General features: G+C 41.9%; 18 protein-coding genes. 9 read left to right on the forward strand and 9 right to left on the reverse strand.

Annotated elements, in window-relative coordinates:
• Positions 1 to 99 precede the first annotated feature (99 nt).
• Positions 100 to 3,123 (reverse strand): zinc-dependent metalloprotease, encoded by a 3,024-nt coding sequence (locus V7L29_RS10215; protein WP_334735366.1) that lies wholly within the window; start codon positions 3,121 to 3,123, stop codon positions 100 to 102.
• A 750-nt stretch (positions 3,124 to 3,873) separates the two neighbouring features.
• On the opposite strand from V7L29_RS10215, the gene V7L29_RS10220 reads away from it, so the two are divergent.
• The 8 genes from V7L29_RS10220 (at position 3,874) to V7L29_RS10255 (ending at position 15,894) form a co-directional block, all read left to right on the forward strand.
• Positions 3,874 to 5,643 (forward strand): pentapeptide repeat-containing protein, encoded by a 1,770-nt coding sequence (locus tag V7L29_RS10220; RefSeq protein ID WP_334693504.1) that lies wholly within the window; start codon positions 3,874 to 3,876, stop codon positions 5,641 to 5,643.
• 972 nt (positions 5,644 to 6,615) lie between these two features.
• Positions 6,616 to 7,674: a CHAT domain-containing protein gene (locus V7L29_RS10225; RefSeq protein ID WP_334693505.1), complete on the forward strand. Its 1,059-nt coding sequence runs from the start codon at positions 6,616 to 6,618 to the stop codon at positions 7,672 to 7,674.
• A 224-nt stretch (positions 7,675 to 7,898) separates the two neighbouring features.
• Entirely contained in the window at positions 7,899 to 8,456 is a 558-nt protein-coding gene (locus V7L29_RS10230) for a hypothetical protein (protein WP_334735367.1), read from the forward strand.
• A 325-nt stretch (positions 8,457 to 8,781) separates the two neighbouring features.
• On the forward strand, positions 8,782 to 9,750 hold the full coding sequence (locus V7L29_RS10235) for a glycoside hydrolase family 18 protein (RefSeq protein WP_334735368.1): 969 nt from the start codon (positions 8,782 to 8,784) through the stop codon (positions 9,748 to 9,750).
• Between the two features lie 400 nt (positions 9,751 to 10,150).
• Entirely contained in the window at positions 10,151 to 11,221 is a 1,071-nt protein-coding gene (locus tag V7L29_RS10240) for an ISKra4 family transposase (RefSeq protein WP_334735375.1), read from the forward strand.
• Positions 11,222 to 11,588: 367 nt separating this feature from the next.
• The gene (locus V7L29_RS10245) at positions 11,589 to 12,659 is read left to right on the forward strand and encodes an LOG family protein (RefSeq protein ID WP_334735369.1); all 1,071 of its coding nucleotides are present in this window, start codon (positions 11,589 to 11,591) and stop codon (positions 12,657 to 12,659) included.
• A 336-nt stretch (positions 12,660 to 12,995) separates the two neighbouring features.
• Positions 12,996 to 14,318, forward strand: coding sequence for a D-alanyl-D-alanine carboxypeptidase (locus V7L29_RS10250; protein ID WP_334735370.1), 1,323 nt, complete (start codon positions 12,996 to 12,998; stop codon positions 14,316 to 14,318).
• A 358-nt stretch (positions 14,319 to 14,676) separates the two neighbouring features.
• Positions 14,677 to 15,894, forward strand: coding sequence for an HhoA/HhoB/HtrA family serine endopeptidase (locus V7L29_RS10255; RefSeq protein ID WP_334735371.1), 1,218 nt, complete (start codon positions 14,677 to 14,679; stop codon positions 15,892 to 15,894).
• Positions 15,895 to 16,333: 439 nt separating this feature from the next.
• Here the strand turns inward: V7L29_RS10255 and V7L29_RS10260 are convergent, their stop codons facing one another.
• The 6 genes from V7L29_RS10260 to V7L29_RS10285 form a co-directional block, all read right to left on the reverse strand.
• Complete coding sequence (locus V7L29_RS10260) at positions 16,334 to 17,236, reverse strand: MBL fold metallo-hydrolase (protein WP_334735372.1); 903 nt, start codon at positions 17,234 to 17,236, stop codon at positions 16,334 to 16,336.
• A gap of 11 nt (positions 17,237 to 17,247) precedes the next feature.
• The gene (gene panD / locus V7L29_RS10265; RefSeq protein ID WP_334693956.1) at positions 17,248 to 17,631 is read right to left on the reverse strand and encodes an aspartate 1-decarboxylase; all 384 of its coding nucleotides are present in this window, start codon (positions 17,629 to 17,631) and stop codon (positions 17,248 to 17,250) included.
• Between the two features lie 181 nt (positions 17,632 to 17,812).
• On the reverse strand, positions 17,813 to 18,325 hold the full coding sequence (locus V7L29_RS10270) for an inorganic diphosphatase (protein WP_094349222.1): 513 nt from the start codon (positions 18,323 to 18,325) through the stop codon (positions 17,813 to 17,815).
• 418 nt (positions 18,326 to 18,743) lie between these two features.
• Positions 18,744 to 18,929: a hypothetical protein gene (locus tag V7L29_RS10275; protein ID WP_334693957.1), complete on the reverse strand. Its 186-nt coding sequence runs from the start codon at positions 18,927 to 18,929 to the stop codon at positions 18,744 to 18,746.
• A 1,530-nt stretch (positions 18,930 to 20,459) separates the two neighbouring features.
• Positions 20,460 to 21,431, reverse strand: a complete 972-nt coding sequence (locus tag V7L29_RS10280; protein WP_334693959.1) for a DUF362 domain-containing protein — start codon at positions 21,429 to 21,431, stop codon at positions 20,460 to 20,462.
• Positions 21,432 to 21,527: 96 nt separating this feature from the next.
• Complete coding sequence (locus V7L29_RS10285) at positions 21,528 to 22,949, reverse strand: aspartate ammonia-lyase (RefSeq protein WP_334735373.1); 1,422 nt, start codon at positions 22,947 to 22,949, stop codon at positions 21,528 to 21,530.
• 130 nt (positions 22,950 to 23,079) lie between these two features.
• On the opposite strand from V7L29_RS10285, the gene pgsA reads away from it, so the two are divergent.
• A complete protein-coding gene (gene pgsA / locus V7L29_RS10290) occupies positions 23,080 to 23,598 on the forward strand; it encodes a CDP-diacylglycerol--glycerol-3-phosphate 3-phosphatidyltransferase (RefSeq protein WP_334693961.1) in 519 nt (172 codons plus the stop codon).
• A 71-nt stretch (positions 23,599 to 23,669) separates the two neighbouring features.
• Here the strand turns inward: pgsA and V7L29_RS10295 are convergent, their stop codons facing one another.
• Both V7L29_RS10295 and V7L29_RS10300 read right to left on the reverse strand, forming a co-directional pair.
• Positions 23,670 to 24,314: a L,D-transpeptidase gene (locus V7L29_RS10295; protein WP_334693962.1), complete on the reverse strand. Its 645-nt coding sequence runs from the start codon at positions 24,312 to 24,314 to the stop codon at positions 23,670 to 23,672.
• A 174-nt stretch (positions 24,315 to 24,488) separates the two neighbouring features.
• The coding region (locus V7L29_RS10300; RefSeq protein WP_334735374.1) for a hypothetical protein at positions 24,489 to 24,707 on the reverse strand (219 nt) is incomplete at its 5' end.

The following is a 24,707-nucleotide window of genomic DNA, read 5'->3' on the forward strand; positions in this document are numbered from 1 at the left end:
ACAATTTCATTTTGCCAAAATCATGAAAGAAGAAGAGGAGTTAGGAGTTAAAAATTTTACTATTAACTCCTCACTCCTCACTGATCACTCCTAACTTTTTTAATTCCCTTGCAACGGTGCATTCAAGACTTTCTCAATGCGATCGCGCGTTTCTAGTAAGTGCGCTTTGGTGTATTCATCCTCGGAATTAACCCCCTTGAGTTTCTCATCTAGTTGTTTGAGTTTATACCAAGCCAAAGTGCGAGCATCTTCTGGAACAGATTCTTTTCGCAACACCATACCACTCAAGATGTCCAGATATTGCCGCTGCAAGCCTCGCCGTAAACTAGAAATCTTCATTGGTTTACCCTTTGGTTTGATTACTTCTGTCCAGATATCTGATTGCAAAGTGTCAAAGAGTTCCGGCAGAGTCAGTGCATTTTCTGGCTTCGTTTTGAGTTCAATATCCTTGAGGCGAGAGAGGCGATCGCTTGAGAGTAAATCCCGCAACACAGAACCTTGCATGAATAGCACCAAGTCATGAATTGGAAAATCCAAACGACCAACTTGCGGAGAACTACCCCAATGTCGCCAACGGGAAGGTGCTAATTTATTTAGTAGTTCTGGTGAAAAACTCAGGGCATTTTCTGCAAACACATACTTTTGCAGCGTCTCTAAAGCTTGCCGTTGTTCTTCAACTGGTACTGGTTCAAATGGTAATCGGTGTTGGCTAACTCCAGAGGGGATTTCGCTAGGGTGAATGCGATAGAAAGACTGTCCCCCAATATATTTTGTAGTGTAGTATATTTGCTGAAAATAGTTACCCAATACTGTGCTAAAACGTTCGCTCACATCGGTGTAACTATCACCAGCCAGTGGGTAACGCTGATTAAGACGTTCCCACATCACCCGCGAATTATTCAATTGCCACTGAGAATAAAGTAGTACATTGCTGCTGTTATCCCAAGCATCAGCAGTTGGGTCAAGGTCATACACATCTTCATCTGTGGAATAACTTAACTCTGGTTTGTAGGATTGTGCAGCAATTTGCTCCAAAATTGGCTTTTCCGCTATGGGAGTTGATGTCTGAATTGGCATGTAGCCGTACTTAATCGCCCATTCATCATAAGGCCCCACCATGCTGGGAAAATAATCTCCCTGTTTTGTACCTTGAGGAGCGATATTTGGGGGAATGTAGTCCATTACGGAAGTTGTTAGACCTTGAGTTTTGGTAATTTCCGTATTATTCATCTCCTGTGGGGGTAGCAGTGTACTACCACGGAAGTTATGGCGTAAACCAAGAGTATGTCCAACTTCGTGAGCGATGATTAAACGTAAATACTGATTGATATATTCTTTCACCTGGTCTGGAGTGGCCATGGTATCAGGCAGCAGTGACATTGCCAGTGAACCAAAGGCAAACTGGTTAGCAGCTTCCATCCCGTAGCATAAATCATACTCGCCTGCCATTTTCGATAAACGACTTAACAATCCTTGTTGGTCTTGCATCTGCTGGGGTACACCATTGTTTTTGGCATCTAAACCATTGGCGCAAAGTAGACGATTTTGCATCAAAGCTGATAAAGTAGTGCGATTTTGCGTTTCGCTAGGTTGGACAATTTTGCGATACTCATTCTTGAGTAGCCGCACAAAGCTGGCATCTACGAGAATGTGTGCATCCAAAATTTCCCCAGTTAATGGGTTAACGCGGGATGGCCCCATTGCAAAATAACCATCGACTGTGTTAATCCAGCGAATCGTGTTGTAACGAACATCTGCTGGGTCCCATGTAGCGTTATCTGGCATTTGGCGGACTTCAATTGCATCCTTGAATCCCGCTTTCAGAAAGGCTTTATTCCACATCAGGACGCCTTCTTTTATCGCATCGCGGTACTCTAAAGGCACAGCGTTATCAATCCAAAAGACAATCGGTTTTTTGGGGGGAGAAATTACTGCTTTTGGGTCTTGTTTTTCCAAATGCCAGCGATTGATGTAGCGGACAAAAGAATCGCCGCGATCGTCGTCTTTGGATAAATCTTGGTAGGCGGTGATGAAATAGCCGACGCGATCGTCAGCAAGGCGCGGGCGATAATCTTTATCAGGTAGTTGAGAGAGACTGTAGTGGACGCGCAGGGTAAAGCCACGGTTGTCAGGTAGCGACGCAAAGCTTGGTATTTCACTCTCGTGGCCAGCGCCACTAGAAAAATTCAAAACTGACTCAATTTCTAAGTTTTGGGGAAAAGCTTTAGCAGTACCAAAATAGGACTGGTCAGTGGTTTCTGGAACTCCTAAACTTACAGATAATCCAGCTAAGTCTGTCAGTAACAAATCGCCCAAGTCGATGAGAATAGTTTTGCGTTTTGGATGAATGCTTTTAATAGAAATGGTGTAGAGAACAGAGTCACTAAATGATCGCGTCAGCGATCGCACTTGAGGATCTCCCTCACGAGTGCGAAAATTGACATTGCGAATCACAAAATTTAATTTATCATCCACCCGCTGGAAATAAAACAAAAAATCTTGCAAAGGCATACCGCTGTAAATACCCCGTTCGCCAATGCCTGATTCCAGCGTTGCCGTAGCTAGATAATTTTTATTGAGTTGCTCTGGCTTAATTTCTAGATAAATTTTATTCTTTTCTTTATTGCGATAAAGGGTGAACAATCCTCCTGACTTTTGGGTGTCTTTGATTACTTCATCAAACGGCTCTAAATCGTCCTTTGCTGATGGTTTAGCACTAGAATTAGGCTTTGAATTGGGTTTGTCTGGGGTTTTGGCAAGTTGCAAAAATGGTTGCTGTCCCGCTTTTTTCAGGTCTTTTACTACCCAAAAAAACGGTTGAGGCTGTGCGTGTTTATTTTGATTAACCACCCAAACTTGCCCTGATGGTAGCCTCTGTTTTGGGGAAATATTGATATTATTTAGCGATAAGGCTGAGATTTTAGTTGAAGAAGTTTCTGTCGTTAACTGACTATTGGATTTCTCTCCACTTCTGGCTGTAACCAAGGCTTCTACAACCTGCACAGCTTTATGGTTGACTGACAAATCTGGATCAATGTTAACAAACGGTGACTTGGCGCTAGCCGTTGCTATTCCTAAAAACAAACCATGTAACAAAATCATATAAAAGGTTAATCTATTCATTGTATCCATTCCCTGATAACTATCCTGTAGTTAATTTTTAACTTTTACAAAGCTATGTAGCCTGCTTTTTGCCGATTCTCTGAGCTACTTTATATCAAGCAGCAAACTTTAGACTTCAATTTTAGTTGCGATTTTTCAGCTTTGTTACACTGTTGTACTGGAGGATTTTTTTAACAATTGTGTCTCTCACAAATAGTAAGTATTATTTTTACATCAGACTAGTAAATATTTGGGAAAAAAGCATAACAAATTAGCCAAAACTGGAAAATTACTTGATTTTTGAAAGAATTTTTCTGATGACACTTTATTTGTATTAGGAGAAAAAACTTGAGGTTACAACGGGTTAGCGATCAGCCACCCTCCAGGAATGCCGTCGGTATAGGCCATCGTCATGAAAACAGGACTTACGCATGGTACATAAGTACTACACGCAATTTGAGTATAAAGCCATGTTTAGCAGCCAGCGATCGCTTACTCTAGAGGCGCTCAAGGCGAACTGTTAGCGCAGCGTAAAGCCTACGGCATAGCTTCTCTACGAGACGCTAACGCGTAGCTTGCTTAAGAGCAAGGGTACGCTTAGAGCGACGCAGGAGCGTCACTTTTCAAGACAGACATCACTAACGCATGAGATTTTTCGTGTAGTATTTATTGATACTATTGATTGTTGGCAATGAGAAGCAAACTAGCACAGAAAAATTTTTAGTTGGGCATTATCAAAATAGTAATTTAAATGTAACAACGGACACAGAAATGTCAACATATTTATCTCAAGTCTGGCAGTTGCTGAGAAATTATGTGAAGGGTACAAGGTTGCAAGAGATGCCAAAGACCACATCGCCACAAACCGAAGCAGTTTTACCTTTAAGAAAAAGTATTAAAGAACCAGACAAAAGTGTTAAATTTGCTCAAGATAATTTGCAGGAAGATTTATGGTCTCAAAGACTGCAAAAAAGCTTAGAAAAATGGACAATATTAAGGAGCGGTTTGACTTTTAAGATAGACGATCAGACATCGGGCACACTACCCTCCGGCTTTTGTTTTAGAGTGTGCGATCGCCAGATGCATAAAGAGATTTATGATTTACTAGGGAATGGGGCGCTGAAACCAGAAATAGTCAACCAACTAAGAGAATTGGTTGTAATGAGTAAAAAAATTCGCCCAGAACTGCTTTTCTGGCGGCTAGAAGATTTTTATCGTCGCTGGTGTCAAGGAGAATTTATTGATGGAACATTAGATGAGAACCTACTTCAGAAAACAAGGTTAAAGCTGGCAGCACAAAATATTGCTCTTGGGCTGAGACAGGTAGACATATATACAGGGCTGAACGTACTGATTTTACTGCTAGAGTTACACCGCTACGCCCAACAGCGAGATGAACTCAAACAAAAAATCACCTTCTATCCATCTGCTCAACCGGACACAGACAATTTTTTCACATCCCAACTACTACGGATCATCAACTATAGTGATGCCCTGGAAATTGGCAACTTTAGTAGTATAGTCGGGCAATTCCTCAAAGGCGGCAACTTTAGGAATGCTTACCTGGGCGATGCCAACCTCACCGGAGCAGACTTTAGCTGTGCCGACCTCAGTCGTGCTTATCTCGGCGATGCCAACTTAACGGGTGTAAACTTCAGCGGTGCCAACCTTAGCGGTGCCAACCTCGGCGATGCCAACCTTAGCGGTGCCAACTTCAGCGGTGCTAACCTCAGCGGTGCTGACCTCAGCAGCACCAACCTGACTGGTGCTAACCTTAGCTGTGCCAACCTTAGCCGCGCCGACCTCAACCGCGCCGACCTTAGCAGTACTAACCTTAGCCGCGCCGACCTTAGTCGCGCCGACCTCAGTCGCGCCGACCTCAGCAGCACCAACCTTAGCCATGCTGACCTCAGCAACGCCATCCTCTTCGGTGCAAATTTGAGTGAAGCCAACCTCAGCAGCGTCAGCCTTAACCATGCCGACCTCTGCCGCGCCGACCTCAGTGGCGCTGATTTGAGTCATGCAATCCTCAATGGTACTAACCTCAGTGACACAATTCTTTTCAGTACCAACCTCAGCGACGCCATCCTTGTCGCCGCCGACCTCAGCTACGCCAAACTCAACGGTGCCAAGCTTAACAATGCCAGACTTAACGGTGCAATGTTCTTAGGCGCTGACCTCAGCGGCGTAGACCTGAGTCGTGTGATTCTTAACGAAGCCGACCTTAGCGGCGTAATTCTCAACGACGCCGACCTCAGTGGTGCTGACCTCACCGACGCGATCCTGTTCGGTACGGACCTCAGTTATGCCAACCTTAACAGTGCTAACCTCAGTGGCAGTAACCTTAGTGGTGCTATCCTCAATGGTGCGGATCTCAGCCACAGCAACCTAAGTTATGCCATTCTGGGTGGTGCAGACCTCAGCGACGCCAATATGGAAAAAATGACCTGGGGTAAAAAGCAGCAGTGGGAAGATGTGCGGGGATTAGAGACAGCAGTTAATGTACCGGAGGCGTTGAAAGAAGAACTGGGATTGAATTGAGATCAGGGGAAGGGGAAAAGCCAAGTTCTGAACACCACCTTTCGCGTTCTAAACATCAACTTCCGAGTTTCAATCTCAAAATATGAGTATTATTACCCTGAATGATTAACTCACAAACAGCAAATGTCTAATTACTAGCACGATGCGATCGCCTTTTCTCTTCCTCCGTGTCCTCTGCGCCTCTGCGGTAGCCTGCGGCAAGCCGCTGCGCGTCTACGTTATTCTTCCCACACCCATCAACCCCAAATTTTACACTAGACCTAAATAACTAGTAATTACACGAGTCCCAGCGAATGAACAAGCGTTTATCGCAAACCTGGCAGAGGTTTCGGTAATCCTTAAATAAAATAAAAAAGGTGGCTATTTAATATACAACTATCTAAAGATGTATTTTTAAATTTATATTCAGTAGCTAGCTAACGTCATGTGCAACTTTCTCTCAAACCCAACCCCCAACCCCTTCCCTAGTAAGAAAGGGCAGGGTGGTTTCATACAAGCAGAGAAAAACTAAAACTAGGTTTCAGAGCCTCTCCCCCTGTGGGGGAGAGGAGTGGAAGTGAGGGAAAAAGCCTGGACACAAAACGAGAAATCAAGACTTATGTATTTTTCTTTTTTCGTATGAAACCACCCAGCTTCCCTAGTAAGAAAGGGGAGCAAAAATCAATGCCTCTCAGGAGTGGGGAAAGGTTTGGAGAGGCGTTCCAAGAATAAGTTGCACATCGCGTTAGCTACTCCTGATAAAAAAATAAATTTCTGTAAAATTCTGGAATATCTTCTTTTCAAAATGAAGATTAAGATTAAGCGAATTGTAGTTTTACTTCCTAGCGTGTTGGGTTGATTGCTACTCCAGCAACTGATGTGATTAAAATCCCTTCTTCACAACTTTTCAGACATCCCTTAAATGCGTAATGCGTTTCTGTATAAGTTGATTTGACTTACCGCTATTAAGTATTGTAAACAAAAAGTATCAACATGAAAAAAATTTTAATTTTATCAGCAAATCCAAAGAACACAAATCACCTACGCCTAGATGAAGAGGTGCGGGGAATTCAGGCGGCTCTAAAACAATCCCAAAATCGAGAACAATTTCAAATTGTTACGTTTCTAGCAGTGCGAGTTGAAGACCTGCGTCGTGCTTTGTTGGAACATCAACCAATTATTGTTCATTTTTCGGGACATGGTTCTGGAATTGAAGGTTTAGCCTTGGAAAATAATTCTGGGCAAATGCAATTAGTAAGTACAGAATCTTTAGCAAGGTTATTTGGGTTGTTTCAGAGCCAAATAGAGTGTGTTTTGCTGAATGCGTGTTATTCACAAGTCCAAGCGGAGGCAATTCACCAACATATTGATTATCTGGTGGGTATGAATCAGGCGATTGGGGATGTCGCAGCGATTGAGTTTGCTATTGGATTTTATGATGCGCTGTTTGCTGGCAGACCCTATGAAGAATGTTTTGAAGTTGGTCGTGCTTCTATTGACTTACAGGGTATTCCAGAATATTCAACCCCACAGCTTAAAGCAAGACGGCGGTCTTCTTTTCATATTGAAGACAATATCAAAGAACGCAAACAGTCAGAACTTGAAACTAAATTACCTCAGACTATGACACAAGAAAAGCCTCCGCAATCAATTGTTTTCAATGGTGGTAGTAATTCAGGGCAAATCGGACAAGCTGGTGGTGACCTGAATCAAAATCAGTACAATACTCAGGGTGGTTTGGAGGAACAATTATCTCTCACAGAGGTTGTTGAACTCATAGAAAAAATTCAATCTTTATTTAGTTATTCAGATTTACCCGACAAGCAAAAGAAACAAGCCCTGAAACATATAGACTACGCAAAAGACGCAGTTCAAGAAGAACAACCAGACAAAAATACTGCAATAAAAAGTTTACAAAAAGCCACTCAAGCTCTAAAAGAAGCTAACGAAACTTTAGGAGCAGGTCAAGGGCTTTGGCAAAAGTTAGAACCAATTGCTAAACAATTAGCTCCTTGGTTAGGAATTGCAGCAAAAAGTCTTGTTTCACTTTAATAAGTTTAATAAGAAGATGTTTTAAAAGTTGATTTTAATGTATTCTGGCGATTAGAAATTGCGGTTACACAGAAAAACCCGATTACGTTAGTTCTGAAACTCCTAATTTTTTATTTTTTCACGTAGGTGAATTTCTTTGTATAGTAGCAAATTCTTTAGCCAATAACTTTTTAAACATCCTCTAAGTAAATGTTTTCAGAACATAAATATAATGAGGATAGATTATGAAGAACAAACCTCCATTCAATAATTCTCAAAACCTCGAAGCTGACAAGACTAATAACAATGGTCAAATTGGTCAAGCTGGACGTGATTTGTATCAGACTCAGACAAATTATATAATTAGATTTTTCAAATTGTTGTCTGAACAAGCGTTAAAGGGTTCTATCGTCGGTGTTTTTATCGGTTTATTTTTGATGTTCCTCAGTCCCAACATCATTTATCCAATTGTTAAAGACTATACAGTATCTGCTAATTGGGCAGAATTTATTTGCGCGATTTTTGTTGGTTTATATTGTCGTCTATTCTGTAGTAATCACATGAGTCGCAAATGGCATAAAAATTTCTTAGCAGCGCTAGCTTTTGTTATCACTTGGTTAGTATTACCATCAGTTCGGGAAATTTTTCTTCCAATGTTTGAAGCTAGGTTCGACCGAAACACAGCTGATACAATTAGCTATCCAATTAGCTATGCAATCATTTGTGTCTTGGCTGGCGGTGTTATAGAAATAATCGCTGAAATGACCAGAAAAAGTAGAGGAACTAGGGGGAGATCACAGTAATTTTGCGAAGTTAATGGGGTAATAGGGGAGTTGATTTTTTCTTATCTTCCTACTTCCCTATTTCTTTATCGGTCTACCTACTAAAGTTGCTGTGACAAAGTAATAGTTTTCAGCCTTATCCCGTTTTTTTGTTGCTATCAAAGTTCCTGTGCTTAAACCTAATATAATTAAATTATCTATGAGCAACTTTCAGATGACACCCAAAAAATTTTTCCGAAATACTTCACAATTCATTGTCTCTTTAAAAATTAAGAAAAACTCATTCTTGATGAAGTTCGCATATTTATTATTTTTGTTATTAAGCACTGTCTATTTTTCTTTAATATTGTCAAGTTCAGGGGGAGTTGGTTTAGCATACGCTCAAAAAAGCGAAAAAACCTTTGTTGGCTACTACCAGAGTTGGTCAGAACCATGGACAAATAACCCACAACAGATTCAACTAGCAAATATAGCTCCTTATGTGAATAGGGTAATTGTGTCTTTCATACAGCCTAATGCAACTTATACAAAGGGTAGCTATAATTTCACGGGAACGGGGTTACAATTCGCGGCAGATGGCAAAGTAGTGAAAGATGCAATTACCTTGTTAAAAAAATATAACCCCAAAACTAAAGTATTAGTGGCAGTAGGTGGACAAACTTACACAAATTTTGCTCAGATGAATCCTCAAGTAATTGCTAATATCGTCAAAGACTTTGGATTTGACGGGGTTGATATTGATTACGAACCTACCAATGTCAAGTGTTTATCATCAAATGGTAAGGTTTCCTGTACATCTGATGCAGAGTTCCGTTGTGTTGTCAGGCAAATTCGCCAAGTTCTGCCCAAGCCTTACTTGGTAACAGCTGCGGTATGGAGTATTGGTGCTTACGGTGAAGGGCAATGGGCAAATGCTCAACCCCAAGGCGAGAAGACAGGTATGACGCTAAATTTGCTGCGTTCACCTGAAAGTAAAATGATTGACCAACTGCATATCATGTCCTATGATGCTGGTACCACTTACAACCCTCAAGAAGCCTTAGCAGCTTATCAAAATTATTTCAAAGGCAAAGTAGTTATGGGAGTGGCAGTACCGCCAGAAGCTTGGGGTGGAAATGTTTACACTCTGATAAAGGTTCGTAATTTGGCACAGGTTGTTATTAACAAGAATGCTGCCGGGCTGATGCTGTGGAGCCTACAAAAGCAACCAGAGGGAACACCATCAGATGATAACCCAACTGCTGAAATGATAGCAAAAACAGCCTGTCAAGTTCTGTTAGTTGGTAATTGCCAGCAGCCACTATTTAGCTCATAGAAAATAGGAATCTCTGTACATCAGTAGCAGCTACTCGGTAGCTGATATTGCGACTACGCAAAAGTGTTGAACAACATTCTCTTAGAAAAATGCTTGCCTGAGTGAGCAAACTTCAGCGATAAGTAGTCACACACAATTAATTACACAAAGTCTAGGCTAAAATTCTTGTCTAGCAAAGAATCAATATGTAATTAATTCTATTTGGTTACTTAAGATTTAGTGAGATATCTGCTGGGATGAAAATACAAAACTGAATGATGTGAAATGCTGCATATAGCCAAGAATCTGCCAAAAGCCTGAAAGCAAGAGTTGGGGTTGAGTTGAGGGGAGCATCCAGTTTTGGAAGATTTACCACTTATGGGAAAATGTAAAGGGAAATAACCCTGTGCGATCGCTGACAATGAACCAAGAGAAAGAAGAACGGATCAAAGCCTGCTTACAAGAATTGTCAACACTGCTGTATGAAGAAGCAGACAAAAGTAAGCTCACAGACCTCGAAGGCATAGAAAAAACAGTTCGCAGTCAAGTATTAGAACTAGTCAGCCCAGAAATAGCCCTTTTTTTATCGAACAAAAAACAGGAACAATCATTTGGTAAAACCAGAAAAATAAAAAGTCTAGTAGGGGAATTGACTCTTAAAGCCAAACAGCTACAAAGACTGAGTTTGAAGGCAAGAAGTAGGTTAAGTCCATTACTTCAAAAGTGTTGTTTGAGGCTATCAGCAAATGAATCATATCAAAAAGCAGAAATTGAGATTGAGGCATTAACAGGAGTGAAAGTTGGTCACTCAACGCAACAAAAACTAGTTCTCGAACAAGATTTTCAACTACCGCTAGCATTACAAGCAGTTTCAGAAGTCAGTGTAGATGGAGGAAAAGTTCGACTCAGGGGGCAACCGAAAGCAGGCTGTCACTGGCGAGACTATAAAACCGTTCGCCTGCAAGAGATTTACTATGGTGCATTTTTTGATGACAACCAATCACTAGTTGATTATGTCAATAGTCAGCATTTGGTTAACCCGTTAGTGTGCTTGGGGGATGGTGATGACGGTGTGTGGAATTTAGTCAAAGAGTTTGGTAAAACAGAGCATTTTCAGCGTTGGCAAATATTGGATTGGTATCACCTCAAGGAAAATCCTTATAAAGTTGGTGGTTCTTTAAAGCGACTCAAAGCTGCTGAAACTTTTTTATGGCAAGGTCAAGTAGAAGAAACTAAAGCTTTATTTCATGATTGTCGGGGCAAACAAGCTAAGAACTTCATCGCTTATCTCGTCAAACATCACTCTCGTATTGTCAACTACAGCTATTACCAAGCTGAACAACTGTGTTCTATTGGTTCTGGAGCAGTTGAATCTGCTATTAAACAAATTGGTGCCAGGATTAAAATTTCTGGTGCACAGTGGAATGTTGAAAGTGTCAATCACATCCTCTCGGTTCGTTGTGCTTATCTCAATGGTTTATTAGCTATTTGAGTATTTCTGCCAAAAGTAGATGCTCCCAAGTTGAGAAGAGATAGGAGCACAAAAGCAGGGGAGAATGATTTAGGATTTCCAATAAATAAATTATCGAATCTTGTAGGGTGGGCGTCTCGCCCTGCCCTAACCAAAAGCAAGATGGCCACCTCACAAGAAGTTAGAGCCAAAAGCCTTAAAATTGGTAGATTTTAATATTATCTTCCGAGTTCCAATCTCAAAAGATGGGTATCTGAGCTTGAGTAATGAGCAATACTACCTCAAAGCCAGTTCTGAGTATGCTAACTCTACATCACAGGGGTATGTCCCGCTTGCTAGAGTGTGAGTAGTTCACGTAAAATATAATGCCATTGTTGCAGCAGTTCTCATGACCTCATCTGCGTCGTTTGACACATTAGAGTCTTTACAGGCGGATATCGCTGAATTGATCGCTCGCTTACCGACATTAAAAAATCGGCAATTTATTCAGCAAGCACTTGCGACTATTGTTCGTCTAGCTGATACCGAAATTGAGCGTCTCGATTGGAAAATATTGTCGGCGGCTCTAGCAGATATGGAGCGCGGTTTCCAGCTCTTTTATAATTACCGACACGTTCGCAAAATCACCGTCTTCGGTTCTGCTCGTCTAGCGCCAGATACACCAGAGTACCAAATGGCCCTTGAGTTTGCTCACGTTGTTTCTCAATTAGGATTCATGGTGATGACAGGCGGTGGTGGCGGGATCATGCAGGCGGGTCACGAAGGTGCTGGGCGAGAAAATTCCTTTGGATTAAACATTCAGTTACCCTTTGAACAGCAAGCGAACCCGTTTATAGAAGGTGATCCCAAGCTAATTAACTTCAAATATTTCTTTACCCGCAAGTTGTTTTTGCTAAAAGAAAGTGATGCAGTAGCTTTATTTCCGGGAGGTTTTGGCACTCAAGATGAAGCTTTTGAATGCATGACATTAACCCAGACTGGTAAATTTGGCCCAGTACCTCTAGTTTTAATCGATCGCCCTGGTGGTGATTACTGGCGGTCTTGGAGCGAATACATTGATAAGCAACTAGTACAAAATGGTCTTGTCAGTCCTGAAGACCCCAACCTTTACACGGTGACAGACAATTTGGATGTGGCTTGTGATGCCATTACTCGTTTTTACCAGGTTTATCACTCCTGTCGATATGTAGGCGATAAATTAGTCATTCGCCTGAAGACAGATATCTCAGACGCTCAGGTAGAGCAACTCAATGCTGATTTTAGCCAGATTATTATTCAAGGACGGATTGAAAAAAGTCAGGCATTACCTCAAGAAGCACAAGATGAAACTGTTGGACTACCCCGGCTGACTTTGTACTTCAATCAACGAGACTTGGGGCGCTTGTATCAGATGATTGCCACAATTAACCAGATGGGTAATCCTTCACCAGAGGATGCAGCGCATCCAGAAAGAAAGTAAGTATTAACAAAGGGAAGGGTATAATACAGTTCGGTTAAAGGGGAAAGGTTTGAATTCACCCCTTACCGAAGAGCCCCCCAACCGACGCTAGTCGCTCATGGGGAGCCACTCCATATCAAAAAGTCTATATAAGTATTTTTATCAAAAATCTCATGCGGCTATATTCATCAGCAATGGGCATTTTGGCATTGTCAAAGGAGCCACGAAAACAAGATGATTCACCCTACTTACAGATTAGAAAAACACCAGTTATTATGACTCAATACTGATTATCGTCAAAAAGCTTGTATATTAGCACAGGAAATAACGTATCAGATGCTAACAGAGGAATAAAACATGCTGGAATTATTGGGTTCAGGTTTGGTGTCGCTCTGGTTAGAAATGGCCGGGGTACAAATCAAGCCTCTAGATGCCTTAGATGCTTTGACTTGGCAAAGTAGCCCTGGCTTGGTTCTTGCCCCTGATCCCAATCCAGCTGGGGCAATTAAGGTGCAGGAATATCTTAAAAAGCTCATAACATCAAAAGTGGTGGCGCAAAATCTAGCTGAGAGTCAGGGAATTTGGATGCAGTCAGGGCCGATGCTGATGGCAAATCACCAAGGTACGACACCTCTGCCAGCCGCCTCTTTAACCAAAATAGCCACTTCACTAGTTGCTTTGAAAACTTGGGGGCCAGATTACCAATTTGATACTTTCGTAAGTGTGACTGGGCCAGTGGTAAATGGAGTTGTGCAGGGCGATTTGGTGATTACAGGCCGTGGCGATCCGATGTTTGTTTGGGAAGAAGCGATCGCTCTTGGTAATACTCTCAATAAAATGGGCATCAAGCAGGTAAAGGGAAATTTGATCATTACTGGCAGTTTTGCGATGAATTTCCAACGTCAGCCGATGCTGGCGGGTCTAATGCTCAAGCAAACACTAAATCGTGCGACTTGGGGCCGCCCCGCTATTTACACCTACTCAATTATGCCCAAGGGAACGCCCAAGCCTCAAGTCGTGATTGCAGGTGGGGTGAAAGTTGAGGCGCAGCCAAATCCTCAACAAACTTTGTTACTCCGTCATCGCTCATTGCCCTTGAAGCAACTGCTCAAGGAAATGAACGTTTACAGTAATAACGATATGGCACAGATGCTGGCAGACTCAGTGGGAGGAGCAACTGTAGTACAATCAACCGCTGCTAACCTTGCTAGGGTGCCACAAGTGGAAATTCAGTTAATCAATGGTTCTGGACTGGGCCCTGAAAATCGCATTTCACCGAGGGCTATCTGTGCGATGTTGATGGCTATTCAAATTGAGGCATCTACGCATCAACTGAATCTAGCTGACTTATTCCCGATGTCTGGGTTTGATCACCGAGGGACACTACACGCCAGACATATTCCCCTTGCGACTGTGATCAAAACTGGCACTCTCCGCGATGTCAGCGCTTTAGCGGGAGTGATGCCTACACGCGATCGCGGTTTGGTTTGGTTTGCGATTATCAACCGGGGGACAAATGTCTGGGGTTTGCGGACTGGACAAGACCAACTATTGCAAAGTGTTGTAAAACAATTGCAACTACCTTTGGCCGTTCCTGCTGCCATCACTCCCCACTCAGCCATAAACTCTTTACCCCAGCTAGGCGCAACCAGTCGAAATGAAATTTTATTCAAAAGTTAGTTCATCATCCAGAGTCATCATCTGACAAGGTTTTGAACTAAAAATGAGCATGGATGTCCACTATCCCCTATCTCTTTTTTATCGGTGTCACTACCTTGAAACGTCTAGTATTATTAGCAATCCAAAAGTTTTATTGATGGGTAAAAACCGAACTTGTAAAGGGTAAATGTCCATAATAGCTTTTGGGTTAAATTTTCCATTAAGTTGATTATAGGTAACTCGCAAAATGCCCTAACCCCAGTATTGGGAAGAGCAAGCGAAACCTGAAACAAAAAGCCAACGTCAATTTTGTAAAAATAACTGTAAATAGATTTGTCACGACTAAGCAACAATTAAGCTTATAAATTAGGTTGTGATTATGCGATTTCCCAAATTATCCCGGTCTTTACGTCAACTCAGTTCTCATGTGTTAGCGATCGCGCTAGGAGTTGTGTTAACAGTTAGCACCCTGCAAGTGTTGCCCTCCCAAGCCGAACCAGCACCCCCAGTAACTGCTGGAGATACTTCAAATCTAATTGCCCAACGGCAATCACCAGCCACTGCTGCTATCGGGAACACTAGCTTTGTCACAGCAGCAGTGAATCGTATGGGCACAGCAGTTGTGCGGATTGATACTGAGCGCACAATTACTCGTAGCGTTGATCCATTTTTTCAAGACCCCTTTTTCCGTCGGTTTTTTGGTGACGGTTCCCCCCAACAGATGCCTTCTGAGCAGCAGTTGCGCGGTCTAGGTTCAGGTTTTATTATTGACAAGAGCGGGTTAGTTCTAACTAATGCTCATGTGGTCGATAAGGCTGATAAAGTAACAGTCCGGCTCAAAGATGGCCGCAGCTTTGAAGGGAAAGTTCAAGGCATTGATGAAATCACAGATTTGGCAGTAGTCAAGATTAACGCTGGTAGCGATTTACCAATCGCGCCCTTGGGTTCCTCCAGTAATGTACAGGTTGGAGACTGGGCGATCGCAGTTGGTAATCCTTTGGGATTTGATAACACCGTTACCTTGGGAATTGTCAGTACCCTCAAACGTTCCAGCGCCCAAGTCGGTATTAGTGACAAACGCTTGGACTTCATTCAGACAGACGCCGCCATTAACCCTGGTAACTCTGGCGGGCCACTATTGAATGGCCAAGGTGAAGTGATTGGTATTAACACAGCCATTCGTCCTGACGCGATGGGTATTGGGTTTGCGATTCCCATTGATAAAGCCAAAGCGATCGCCGCGCAACTGCAACGTGGTGGCAAAGTTGCTCACCCGTATCTAGGCGTGCAAATGGTAACTTTGACACCCGATCTTGCCAAGCAAAATAACACCGATCCTAACTCTCCTATTCAAATACCAGAAATTAATGGTGTTTTTGTAATGCGAGTTGTCCCCAATTCTCCAGCTGCATCTGCGGGCATCCGGCGCGGGGATGTAATTGTGCAAGTTGATGGTAAAGCTATTACCAGTGCTGAACAATTGCAAAACGTTGTAGAAGACAGTCGTCTTGGTCAAGTATTACAGGTGAAAGTGCAACGAGGTAATCAAACACAGCAGCTTTCAGTCCGCACAGCCGAGTTGCAAAATGCTTCATAGAGTCGCATATCTGTTACAGGTGTCAACTTAAGCTGAAAGCCAGTCTAGAATAACCTTTCTCTCGTTCCCAGCCAGAGGCTGGGAATGCTCACCGTGAGGACCCGCCTCGTTTATTAGCCTGGGACTTAGACAAAAAGTAGCAAGAAAAAACTATCAAACGTGTATACAGAGAGCTTTTAGCATCGTTTGGACTAGTACCGCAAGGCGGAAGTCACTCATTCAAAAGTCAAAAGTCAAAATAATTATATTCCTTGCTCTTGCGCCATTTTGAATGGTAGGTTTATTTAGGCCGTGCTGCACTAATTTATTGAATATTGAGGTTTCAAGCACTTTTGAGCCTTTGGTGTATTTTTTTGCCCTACATGGGTTTAATACTTGTTTATGCCTCAAAAATGTTTAAGTTCCGTTAAGTTAATGCGCTTATACCAACAAGTCTAAATCACTTACTAACAGCTAATACTAGACCTTCATGGGCTAGTATTGCTTGAGGAAAAGCAGATTTCACATCGACTTGAACCTGGTCAAGAAAATCATCATGGTCATCTGGGTGATGATGAGAAATGGCTAGCCGTTTAACGCCAGAATTCAAAGCGGTATTCACGGCAGCTTGCCAGAGTAAATCAGCAGAGTCATGGTTGTGAGAGGTAGGAGGAGTGTAAGTGGCATTGGCAATCAGCAAGTCAACGCCTTTAATGAACTGTAAAATCCGCTCTCGCTCCACTTGATCAGCATTTTGGTGCAAATCTGTGACGTAGGCAACACTATACTCTTGCCAAGTAACTCGGTAGCCAACTGACCGCTGAGTTTGATTAATTAATGCGGTTGTAATGGTAATATCATCTAGCTTTACCTGACTATCTGGAGTTAGATTGCAAAACTGCAATTCCGACTGCATTACCTGTAAAGGGTAAGGAAAGTGTGGCTGGAGCATCTGGTCGCACAGACATTGTTTGATTGAGGCTCCATTTGAGGCAGCCATGCCGTAAATATGAAAACAATTTTCCACGATAAATGCTGGAGCGAAAAAGGGAAACCCTTGAATGCGATTTGATTGGCAGTTGGTAAAAAATAAATGGGCTTCTAGTGGCTGTTGTACTTGTTGCCAAGTTTTACCCAGTATGCGTAAGCCAGTACCGCCATCAAAAATCAAGCGTTTCCCAGCTACATGCATTTCTACACAGGCTGTATTACCACCATAGCGGTTGGTGTTGCTACTTGGGGTGGCAATCAAACCTCTTACACCCCAGAATTGCACGATAAATTCACCTGCTGGGCTACTTGGCAGGGTAGATGACTTTTCAGCTATGTAGCTCTGGGAACCCGACAACTCAAAATTTGACATTTTCCTTGAAATTAGACCTTAATAAACAGGTCATCGTAGCGCCGCACTTCCAACAGCCTGTTTTTTTCGTCCACAATGACTACCGTAGGAGAGTAACTTTTTAACTCTTCTAGAGTGAACTGCCCGTAAGTCATTATAATCAAGCGATCGCCAATAATGCCTAGACGTGCCGCACCCCCATTTAGCTCAATGATTCCTGAATGGGCTGGAGCCGGGATCGCATAAGTAATAAAGCGCTGACCGTTGGCACTATTAACTACTTGCACTTGCTCGTAAGGTAAAATACCAGTTTTTTCCAAAAGGATTTCATCAATGCTGATACTACCCACGTAGTTGATATTTGCCCCTGTAAGGGTGCAGTTATGAATTTTTGCCAAAAGGAGAGTACGCTGCATTCTAATTTGGGTTTGGTGGCAGTTTTTGCAATCCGTAACAAGCGAAAGTTATGAGTACAGACGCGACGCCAGTCACTACAACGGGGGGAACCCCCGCAACACGCTGGCTCATTAATCGCGTCTGTACAGAAGTTAGGAATAAAAATTCATAACTCTTAACTCCTAACTCCTAACTCCTCTATTATCCTCTATAAGCTTTAACGGATTTTTCTACTAAAGCTGCAACCTTGTCTACATCTTGCCAACCGAGAATTTCAGTCACCTTTTTTTCCAAATTTTTATAACTACGGAAAAATTCGGCAATTTCATCTAAGCGATGTGGCGCTACGTCTTTCAGAGATTTTACCTGAGTGTAGCGCGGATCTTTGTCAGGAACACAAAGGATTTTCTCATCGCGATCGCCACCGTCAATCATCTCCAAGAAGCCAATCGGTCGTGCAGCAATAATACAGCCTGGAAAGGTTGGCTCGTCAATTATGACCATACCATCTAGGGGATCGCCATCATCAGCTAAAGTATTGGGTACAAAGCCGTAGTCATATGGATATTGTACCGAGGAATAAAGTACTCGGTCTAGAGCAAAAGCTTCTAGTTCCTTGTCGTACTCGTATTTATTTTTACTTCCGCCAGTAATTTCAATCAGAACGTTGATTAGACCCGGTTTCGGTTGGGCAGGAATACGAGATAAGTCCACAAAAAACTCCTCCGGTAACAGTGAATCATGGGGGCACTCAGTCAGCTTCGCTCCCCGTGTAGAATTTTAGGGCAATATGGATCTCTTCCCAAGGTATTTATTCCACGGCATAAGCCAGGGGAGAAGATTCTCTCCTCTGCTTCCCAGTCCCCTTGAATTAGCCAAAAAATGGAAAAAGCGTTGCCAGGAAACTTAGCAACGCTTTTTTCCAGAGGATATTATGGATATCCTCTGCCCTTGATTGTTGTTGGCGGGATCTCTGCCCCTATTGTGTCAATACAACTGAAACTTAAAGTCAGACAATACAGATTTAGCCTATTACTGATCAACTAGATCCATATCTACAGAGGTTGTTTCAAAATTAGTTTTCTCCTTTTTTGTAGCTCTCCTGCTAGGAAAATGCTACTGGAAAGCTTTATCAATCTCTACTTGCTTTGAGGTTTTGAACCAGGGGTTGCTGGTTATTTTGAACATTAGTTGAAGAATAGTGGGCAATAACAAATACCGGTAGGGTGAGAGTTAACAAAGCGATCGCAGTTCCCACAATGTCTGCCAAACGTTGGGAATATGTGTCGGCATTGGCAGACTGGCTATTTGAATTCATACAAAATTGAAGTTCTTCGTAACACTGTGTAGGTCTACTCTCTGATCGAGAGTCTTGAAGCTATTTTAGCTATTCTTAAACTGTAAAATGTCTACCATTCTACAAACTAAACCAGTTTTACAACTGTCATAATAGCCTTTTTATACATGGAATTCTTAATACAAAGTTACAAGCAAACAAATCATGTTTTATTTGGTGATTAATATTTTCAGATGTTTCCCTGTATGATGTAACGGATCGCATACGCAAAGCCAACTTTAACAGCATCATAAATTACTTTTTTTGTTGATTAAAGCTGATTAAAGATTAATTAGCAAAATGTACTTTTCCGATACTTCATGATTATAACATCCTGCAACGCCTTTGATAAGGTCATTTTACTTAAATTGCTAATTTGTAATATAGGACACAAAACCGCACAAGCACAGATATATATTCAGTGTTTTCGATTGTTCTACAGTAGTTATACACATAAATATTTGATACAAACAATAAACTGGTAGGAATGATGCTTGCAACCACTCTAACTACCGAATAAATACAGATACATCAATTGTGTTATCCAACATGAATTCAGTGATACCACTAAACAAATATTTCCGAATTTCAATTTTAAAATCTACGTAATATCACAGTAATTTTGTCAATCTATAGGACTACTATTTGATTTTTGAACAGATACTTAGGGGAGCCAGTGCGGTCTTCTCCCAAAGGAAGAGGCTAGCGCCTTCTCTACAGGACACTACGTGAACGCAAAGCGTCTCGTAGAGAAGGGGTTTTCCCAAGTGAAGCAACTGGCGTTGTGTTAGCACGGAGAGTACGACACCAAACCCTTAAAAATGGTGCGTTAGGATGAAATCCGTAACGCAGCCTACAATACCTAACCTTGTTCAAAAATCAAACCGGATTCCTATATATATAGGTAGAGTGAAAAATGTTTTAGAAAGTGGTGTAATACCAATTCACAATTCGCAATTCGCAATGACGCTCTCTACGAGACGCGCAAGGGACGCGGACTCGCTCTAAGCGAAGCTATGCTGTTGGCGAAGCCTCTCGAAGATAAGGCTTTACACTGCGCTAACGCAATTCAATAACTTAGATGCAGCAAGGCTTTGAGGGTTTACATTTGTTTCATTATTTTAGTGAATTGCTATAAACATGTAGCGGGTTATTGCCAGACTTGGCTTATATCTGAACAAAATACCCAATCCCAATTTCCAGATCCTAAAACCATATAACTTTTTGGATAAATCAAAATCTAATCCGAGAAATTGTATAACAAATTAATCAGCTAAAAAAACCGCCACCAACTAGAATAGGGCGGTCTGGTTAAGCAATCGGAGGGTAATTACAGATTACTCGGCTAATAAATAAAATTGCTGTAACGAAGTTTGCACTTGTAAATTCCGGATTGGGTATTTGCTTATCTCCCTTGTCCCTAATACGTCGGGCGCGTAAATAGCGCAAAGTCTGAGAATACTTTTGACTTTTGAATTTTGAATTTTGACTTCCGCCTTGCGGTACTAGTCCCTAGTTTCTTCCATAAACACTCATTGGTTCCTTGATAAATCGGGTGTAAAGATGCTTAAACGTAGACTTAATTACGCGGGGCATACCAAAATCAATGGGCATTAACTTGTCTGGTAGCTGCCAATCTTTTATTTTTAATAAGTCAGGATTTAAATGCGGAAACTCTATGGCAGCAAGTTCTGGACAAACTCCTAGCCTTTGGGAAGCCGCAACTGTGGGTACTTGTTCAGGAGGGACATTGAGGATTTCTACCATTGCCCGATCTAGAGCAAATATATCTGATGCAGCTGCTAAAATGCCCAGTTGGCGAGGTTCACCATTACTGGGACCATTTCCTTCATGACCGATGATGCCATCTAATATGGTTAAGTTAGGGTTAATTGCCCTGGCAGTTTCTACTAACATTTCACCAAATCTATTCGCATCTTTTCCAGCTTCCATGTGCCACCAAGCTTTCATTTTGCCGGGGACGCAACCAAATAAGTTTTTTACGCCCAGTGTTAATGTCAACTGCATATGTGATTTCACTTTAGGTAGGTTAATCACTACGTCAGCTTCCATTGCTTCTTTAGACAGCCGCAGATGGTTAAAATTGTCACTTACAGTTTGGTAACGCTGACCGTGAAAATCGATGATCAAAAGATTGAGTTCTTCTAAAATAGGCAGATAACCATTTGCCACTGCTACGCCCTTGGCACTGCCAAAAGCAGGACTATCGCCCAAAAATGGCTTACCACCAACCTCAATTACCATCTGGGCAACTTCGTAAACTAGTTCGGCACGAGTGATACACTCTTTACCAGGACGCATCCCTGTAAGTAGATTAGGTTTGAGTAAAACGCGATCGCCTTTTTTCACAAATGCTGCCATTCCTCCAAAAGGTTCCAGGAGAATGACTAAGGATTCCCGTAAAGCCTCTCTTTCGTAGGATGTAGCCCGAATAAGACTAACAGATGGTTTTTGAGTCTGCATAGATAGATAGGGGACTGGGGACTAGGGACTAGGGATTGGGGACTAGGAAATAAATATTTAGGAATACTTTCTCAGTACCCAATACCCAATACCCTATTATTCTGTTCTAAGCGGTAAGATAACACTCATTTGTTCTAGATTTAACACTGTGGCTAAGTCTGTTTCACTCATTAATCCTCGTTCTAAAACAATCTGCCGCAGGGATTTACCAGTTTCTAAAGATTCTTTGGCGACAGCAGCGGCATTTAAATAACCGATGTGGGTATTTAGTGCAGTTACTAAAGCTAAACTGCCTTCGGCGTATGCTAAACAACGTTCCTGGTAAGCAGTAATTCCCGAAATGCAGCGTTCGGTGAGTGCAGCGATGGTATTACCCAGAATTTCGATACTGTGAATCAGGTTATAGGCAATCAGCGGCATCATCACATTTAATTCCAATTGTCCGGCTTGTGCGGCTAAAGCGATCGCACTGTCGTAACCCATCACCTGAAAACACACCATTGATGTCATCTCTGCCATCACTGGGTTATATTTCCCTGGCATAATCGAGGAACCGGGTTGCACTGGAGGCAGTTGAATTTCTTTGAAGCCAGTTTTTGGCCCCGAATCCATTAGCCGCAAATCGTGAGAGATTTTGGCTAAATCCTGCGCTAAGTTGCGTAAAGCACCAGAAACATTTACAAATGGTGCCATACTTTGCATGGCAGCCATGAGATGAGGCGCTGGTTCTAAGGGAGTGTCAATCAATTCTGAGAGAACTTCCACTACACGGGCGCGATAAAGAGGATGAGTATTTAACCCCGTTCCGGCTGCACTACCTCCCAAACCCAACACCATCAAATCACCAGAGGCGGTGTAAATCCGGTTTTGATGTTCTGTAAGGATTTGCGCCCAAGCCTGAAAATTCTCACCCAAGCGCACAGGTACAGCGTCTTGCAAGTGAGTTCTGCCAGATTTGACGATATCTTGAAATTCTACAGCTTTGTTTTCTAAAGACGCGATCGCCCTATCTATTGCTGGGTGCAGTGTCTTGGATAATGCCAATAAACCACCAATGCGAATTGCCGTGGGAATCACATCATTGGTAGACTGCCCATAATTAACGTGGTCATTGGGACTAACACGTTTGTAATTGCCCTTTTCTTCACCAAGAATTTCTAAGGCGCGATTTGCTAAAACTTCGTTGAGATTCATGTGGTGGGATGTTCCAGCACCCGCCTGATAAACATCCACGACAAATTGATCGCGGAACTTCCCAGCTAAGATTTCATCAGTTGCTTGGACAATCGCCTGACTAATATCTTCAGGAATGCAATTCAGTTCTCCATTCACAATTGCTGTAGCTTTTTTAATTATTAATCCCCCATCTACGTAAGTATCTAAAGGCTTAATACCGCTAATGGGGAAGTTTTCGATAGCTCGTAGCGTTTGAATGCCGTAATAAACGCTACTAGAAATTTGGCGATCGCCCATCGAATCGCGTTCGATGCGAAATTGGGAGTCTGGGTGTTCAGTCATAGTATTGTTTTAGGAGAGCTACAGAAAACAGATTTTCCCATGCAGGCACACTCAGATACACTAATCTGCATAGATTTTGCATATTTGCTTGGCTACTTGTTGCTTTAGACTTGTTAATTTTTAATTTTTCATGACTTTACCCAACTGGATTACTTTCTCTCGTCTTCTAGGTGTACCATTTCTGCTTTATGGCTTGTACAATCCCACACCACAAGCTAGATGGATATGTTTGGCGATTTTTATCGTTGCAGCGTTAACTGATTGGTTAGACGGCTATTTAGCACGGAAACTCAACCAAATTAGTGAATTGGGTAAGTTTCTTGATCCCTTAGTGGATAAATTTCTGGTACTATCGCCGTTGATGGTTTTTATTGAACTAGGAAAAGTTCCGGCTTGGGGAGTGTTTTTGATTTTAGCGCGGGAATTAGCGATCGCTGGTTGGCGGGTGAATCAAACGACGATTCCCGGGGCAAATATTTGGGGTAAACTCAAAACTGTTAGTCAAATAGTCGCGATCGCACTTTTGATTGCACCTCTAGGTGAAGTTTGGCAAACTCCTTCTCTGATTGCCTTTTGGATCTCTGTGGCCTTGACTTTCATATCTGGGGGTATTTATCTTTTGCCGCAAAAAGTTAGTGTTAGTGAATGATAAAATGAAATTATAAATGAACAACAGTGATAACAAATAAATTATAGTTGTTCATGTGCATTTATGTGTCTTTAAGGAACCACAATTACAGGAGTTCCTATTGTCACTATTTTAAACAATTTCCGCACATCTTCGTTATACATCCGAACACAACCATGAGAAATTGCTTTTCCTACAGAATTTCTTTGATAAGTGCCATGAAACCCAATTTCGTCTTTGCCATCAGTCCAAAATCCGATCCAACGTTCTCCTAATGGATTCTGAAAACCTGCGGGAACAACTTGTGTGTAACTAACAAATGGATTTTCCCAAAGTGGGTTTTCAACCATATTAAGCACTTTAAATTTGCCTGTAGGCGTTTCCCACTTTGGTTTCCCAATAGCTACTGGATAGCTGGTTAGTAAAATATTCCCTTGATAAATATAAAGTCTTCGTTGCTTAAGAACGAGTAGTAAATGGATATTTTGCTTGAAAGTGTTAGAAGGGGTTGGCTGCACTGGAAGCTTAAGCCTGAGCAGTAAACGCATCATTCGCTCAGAAGTGCTAGGAAAATTTGATTGCGCTGGAGGAGAGTTCAATTGACTAATTGTTGTCTTCTCCCTTATTTCTTGCTCAACCGTAGTTTTGGCAACAGCACGTAATTGAAGTAAGAAAAGCAAAGCAATTGGGATTAATCCTAACTTGAGAGTACTACGGTAATACACACTCTTGCTCATAATCTGCTGCATTAACTGTATAAGTTATAAGTTTATTACAAAATATTTAATTTTCAGTTTGCTTGGATTTATTAAAAGTAATTCAGAATTCAAATTTCAATTAGCTTGAAGTCTGAATTCTGAATTTTTACTCAACTATTTCGTCAGATTTGCCTAATCAAAGAAGTTTTAGTTTTATCCTCGTCCTCGAACGGGACCTCTTGGGCTTGTATTTTTTGGAGTATTTTGATTAGTTGGAGTTGTGGTTTTTGGAGTATTTTGATTAGTTGGAGTTGTGGTATCTGGAGTATTTTGATTGGTTGGGGTTGTGGTATCTGGAGTATTTTGATTAGTTGGGGTTGTGGTATCTGGAGTATTTTGATTGGTTGGGGTTGTGGTATCTGGAGTATTTTG

Origin of the sequence: Nostoc sp. (genome assembly GCF_036916575.1) — a bacterium.
GTDB lineage: Bacteria > Cyanobacteriota > Cyanobacteriia > Cyanobacteriales > Nostocaceae > Nostoc.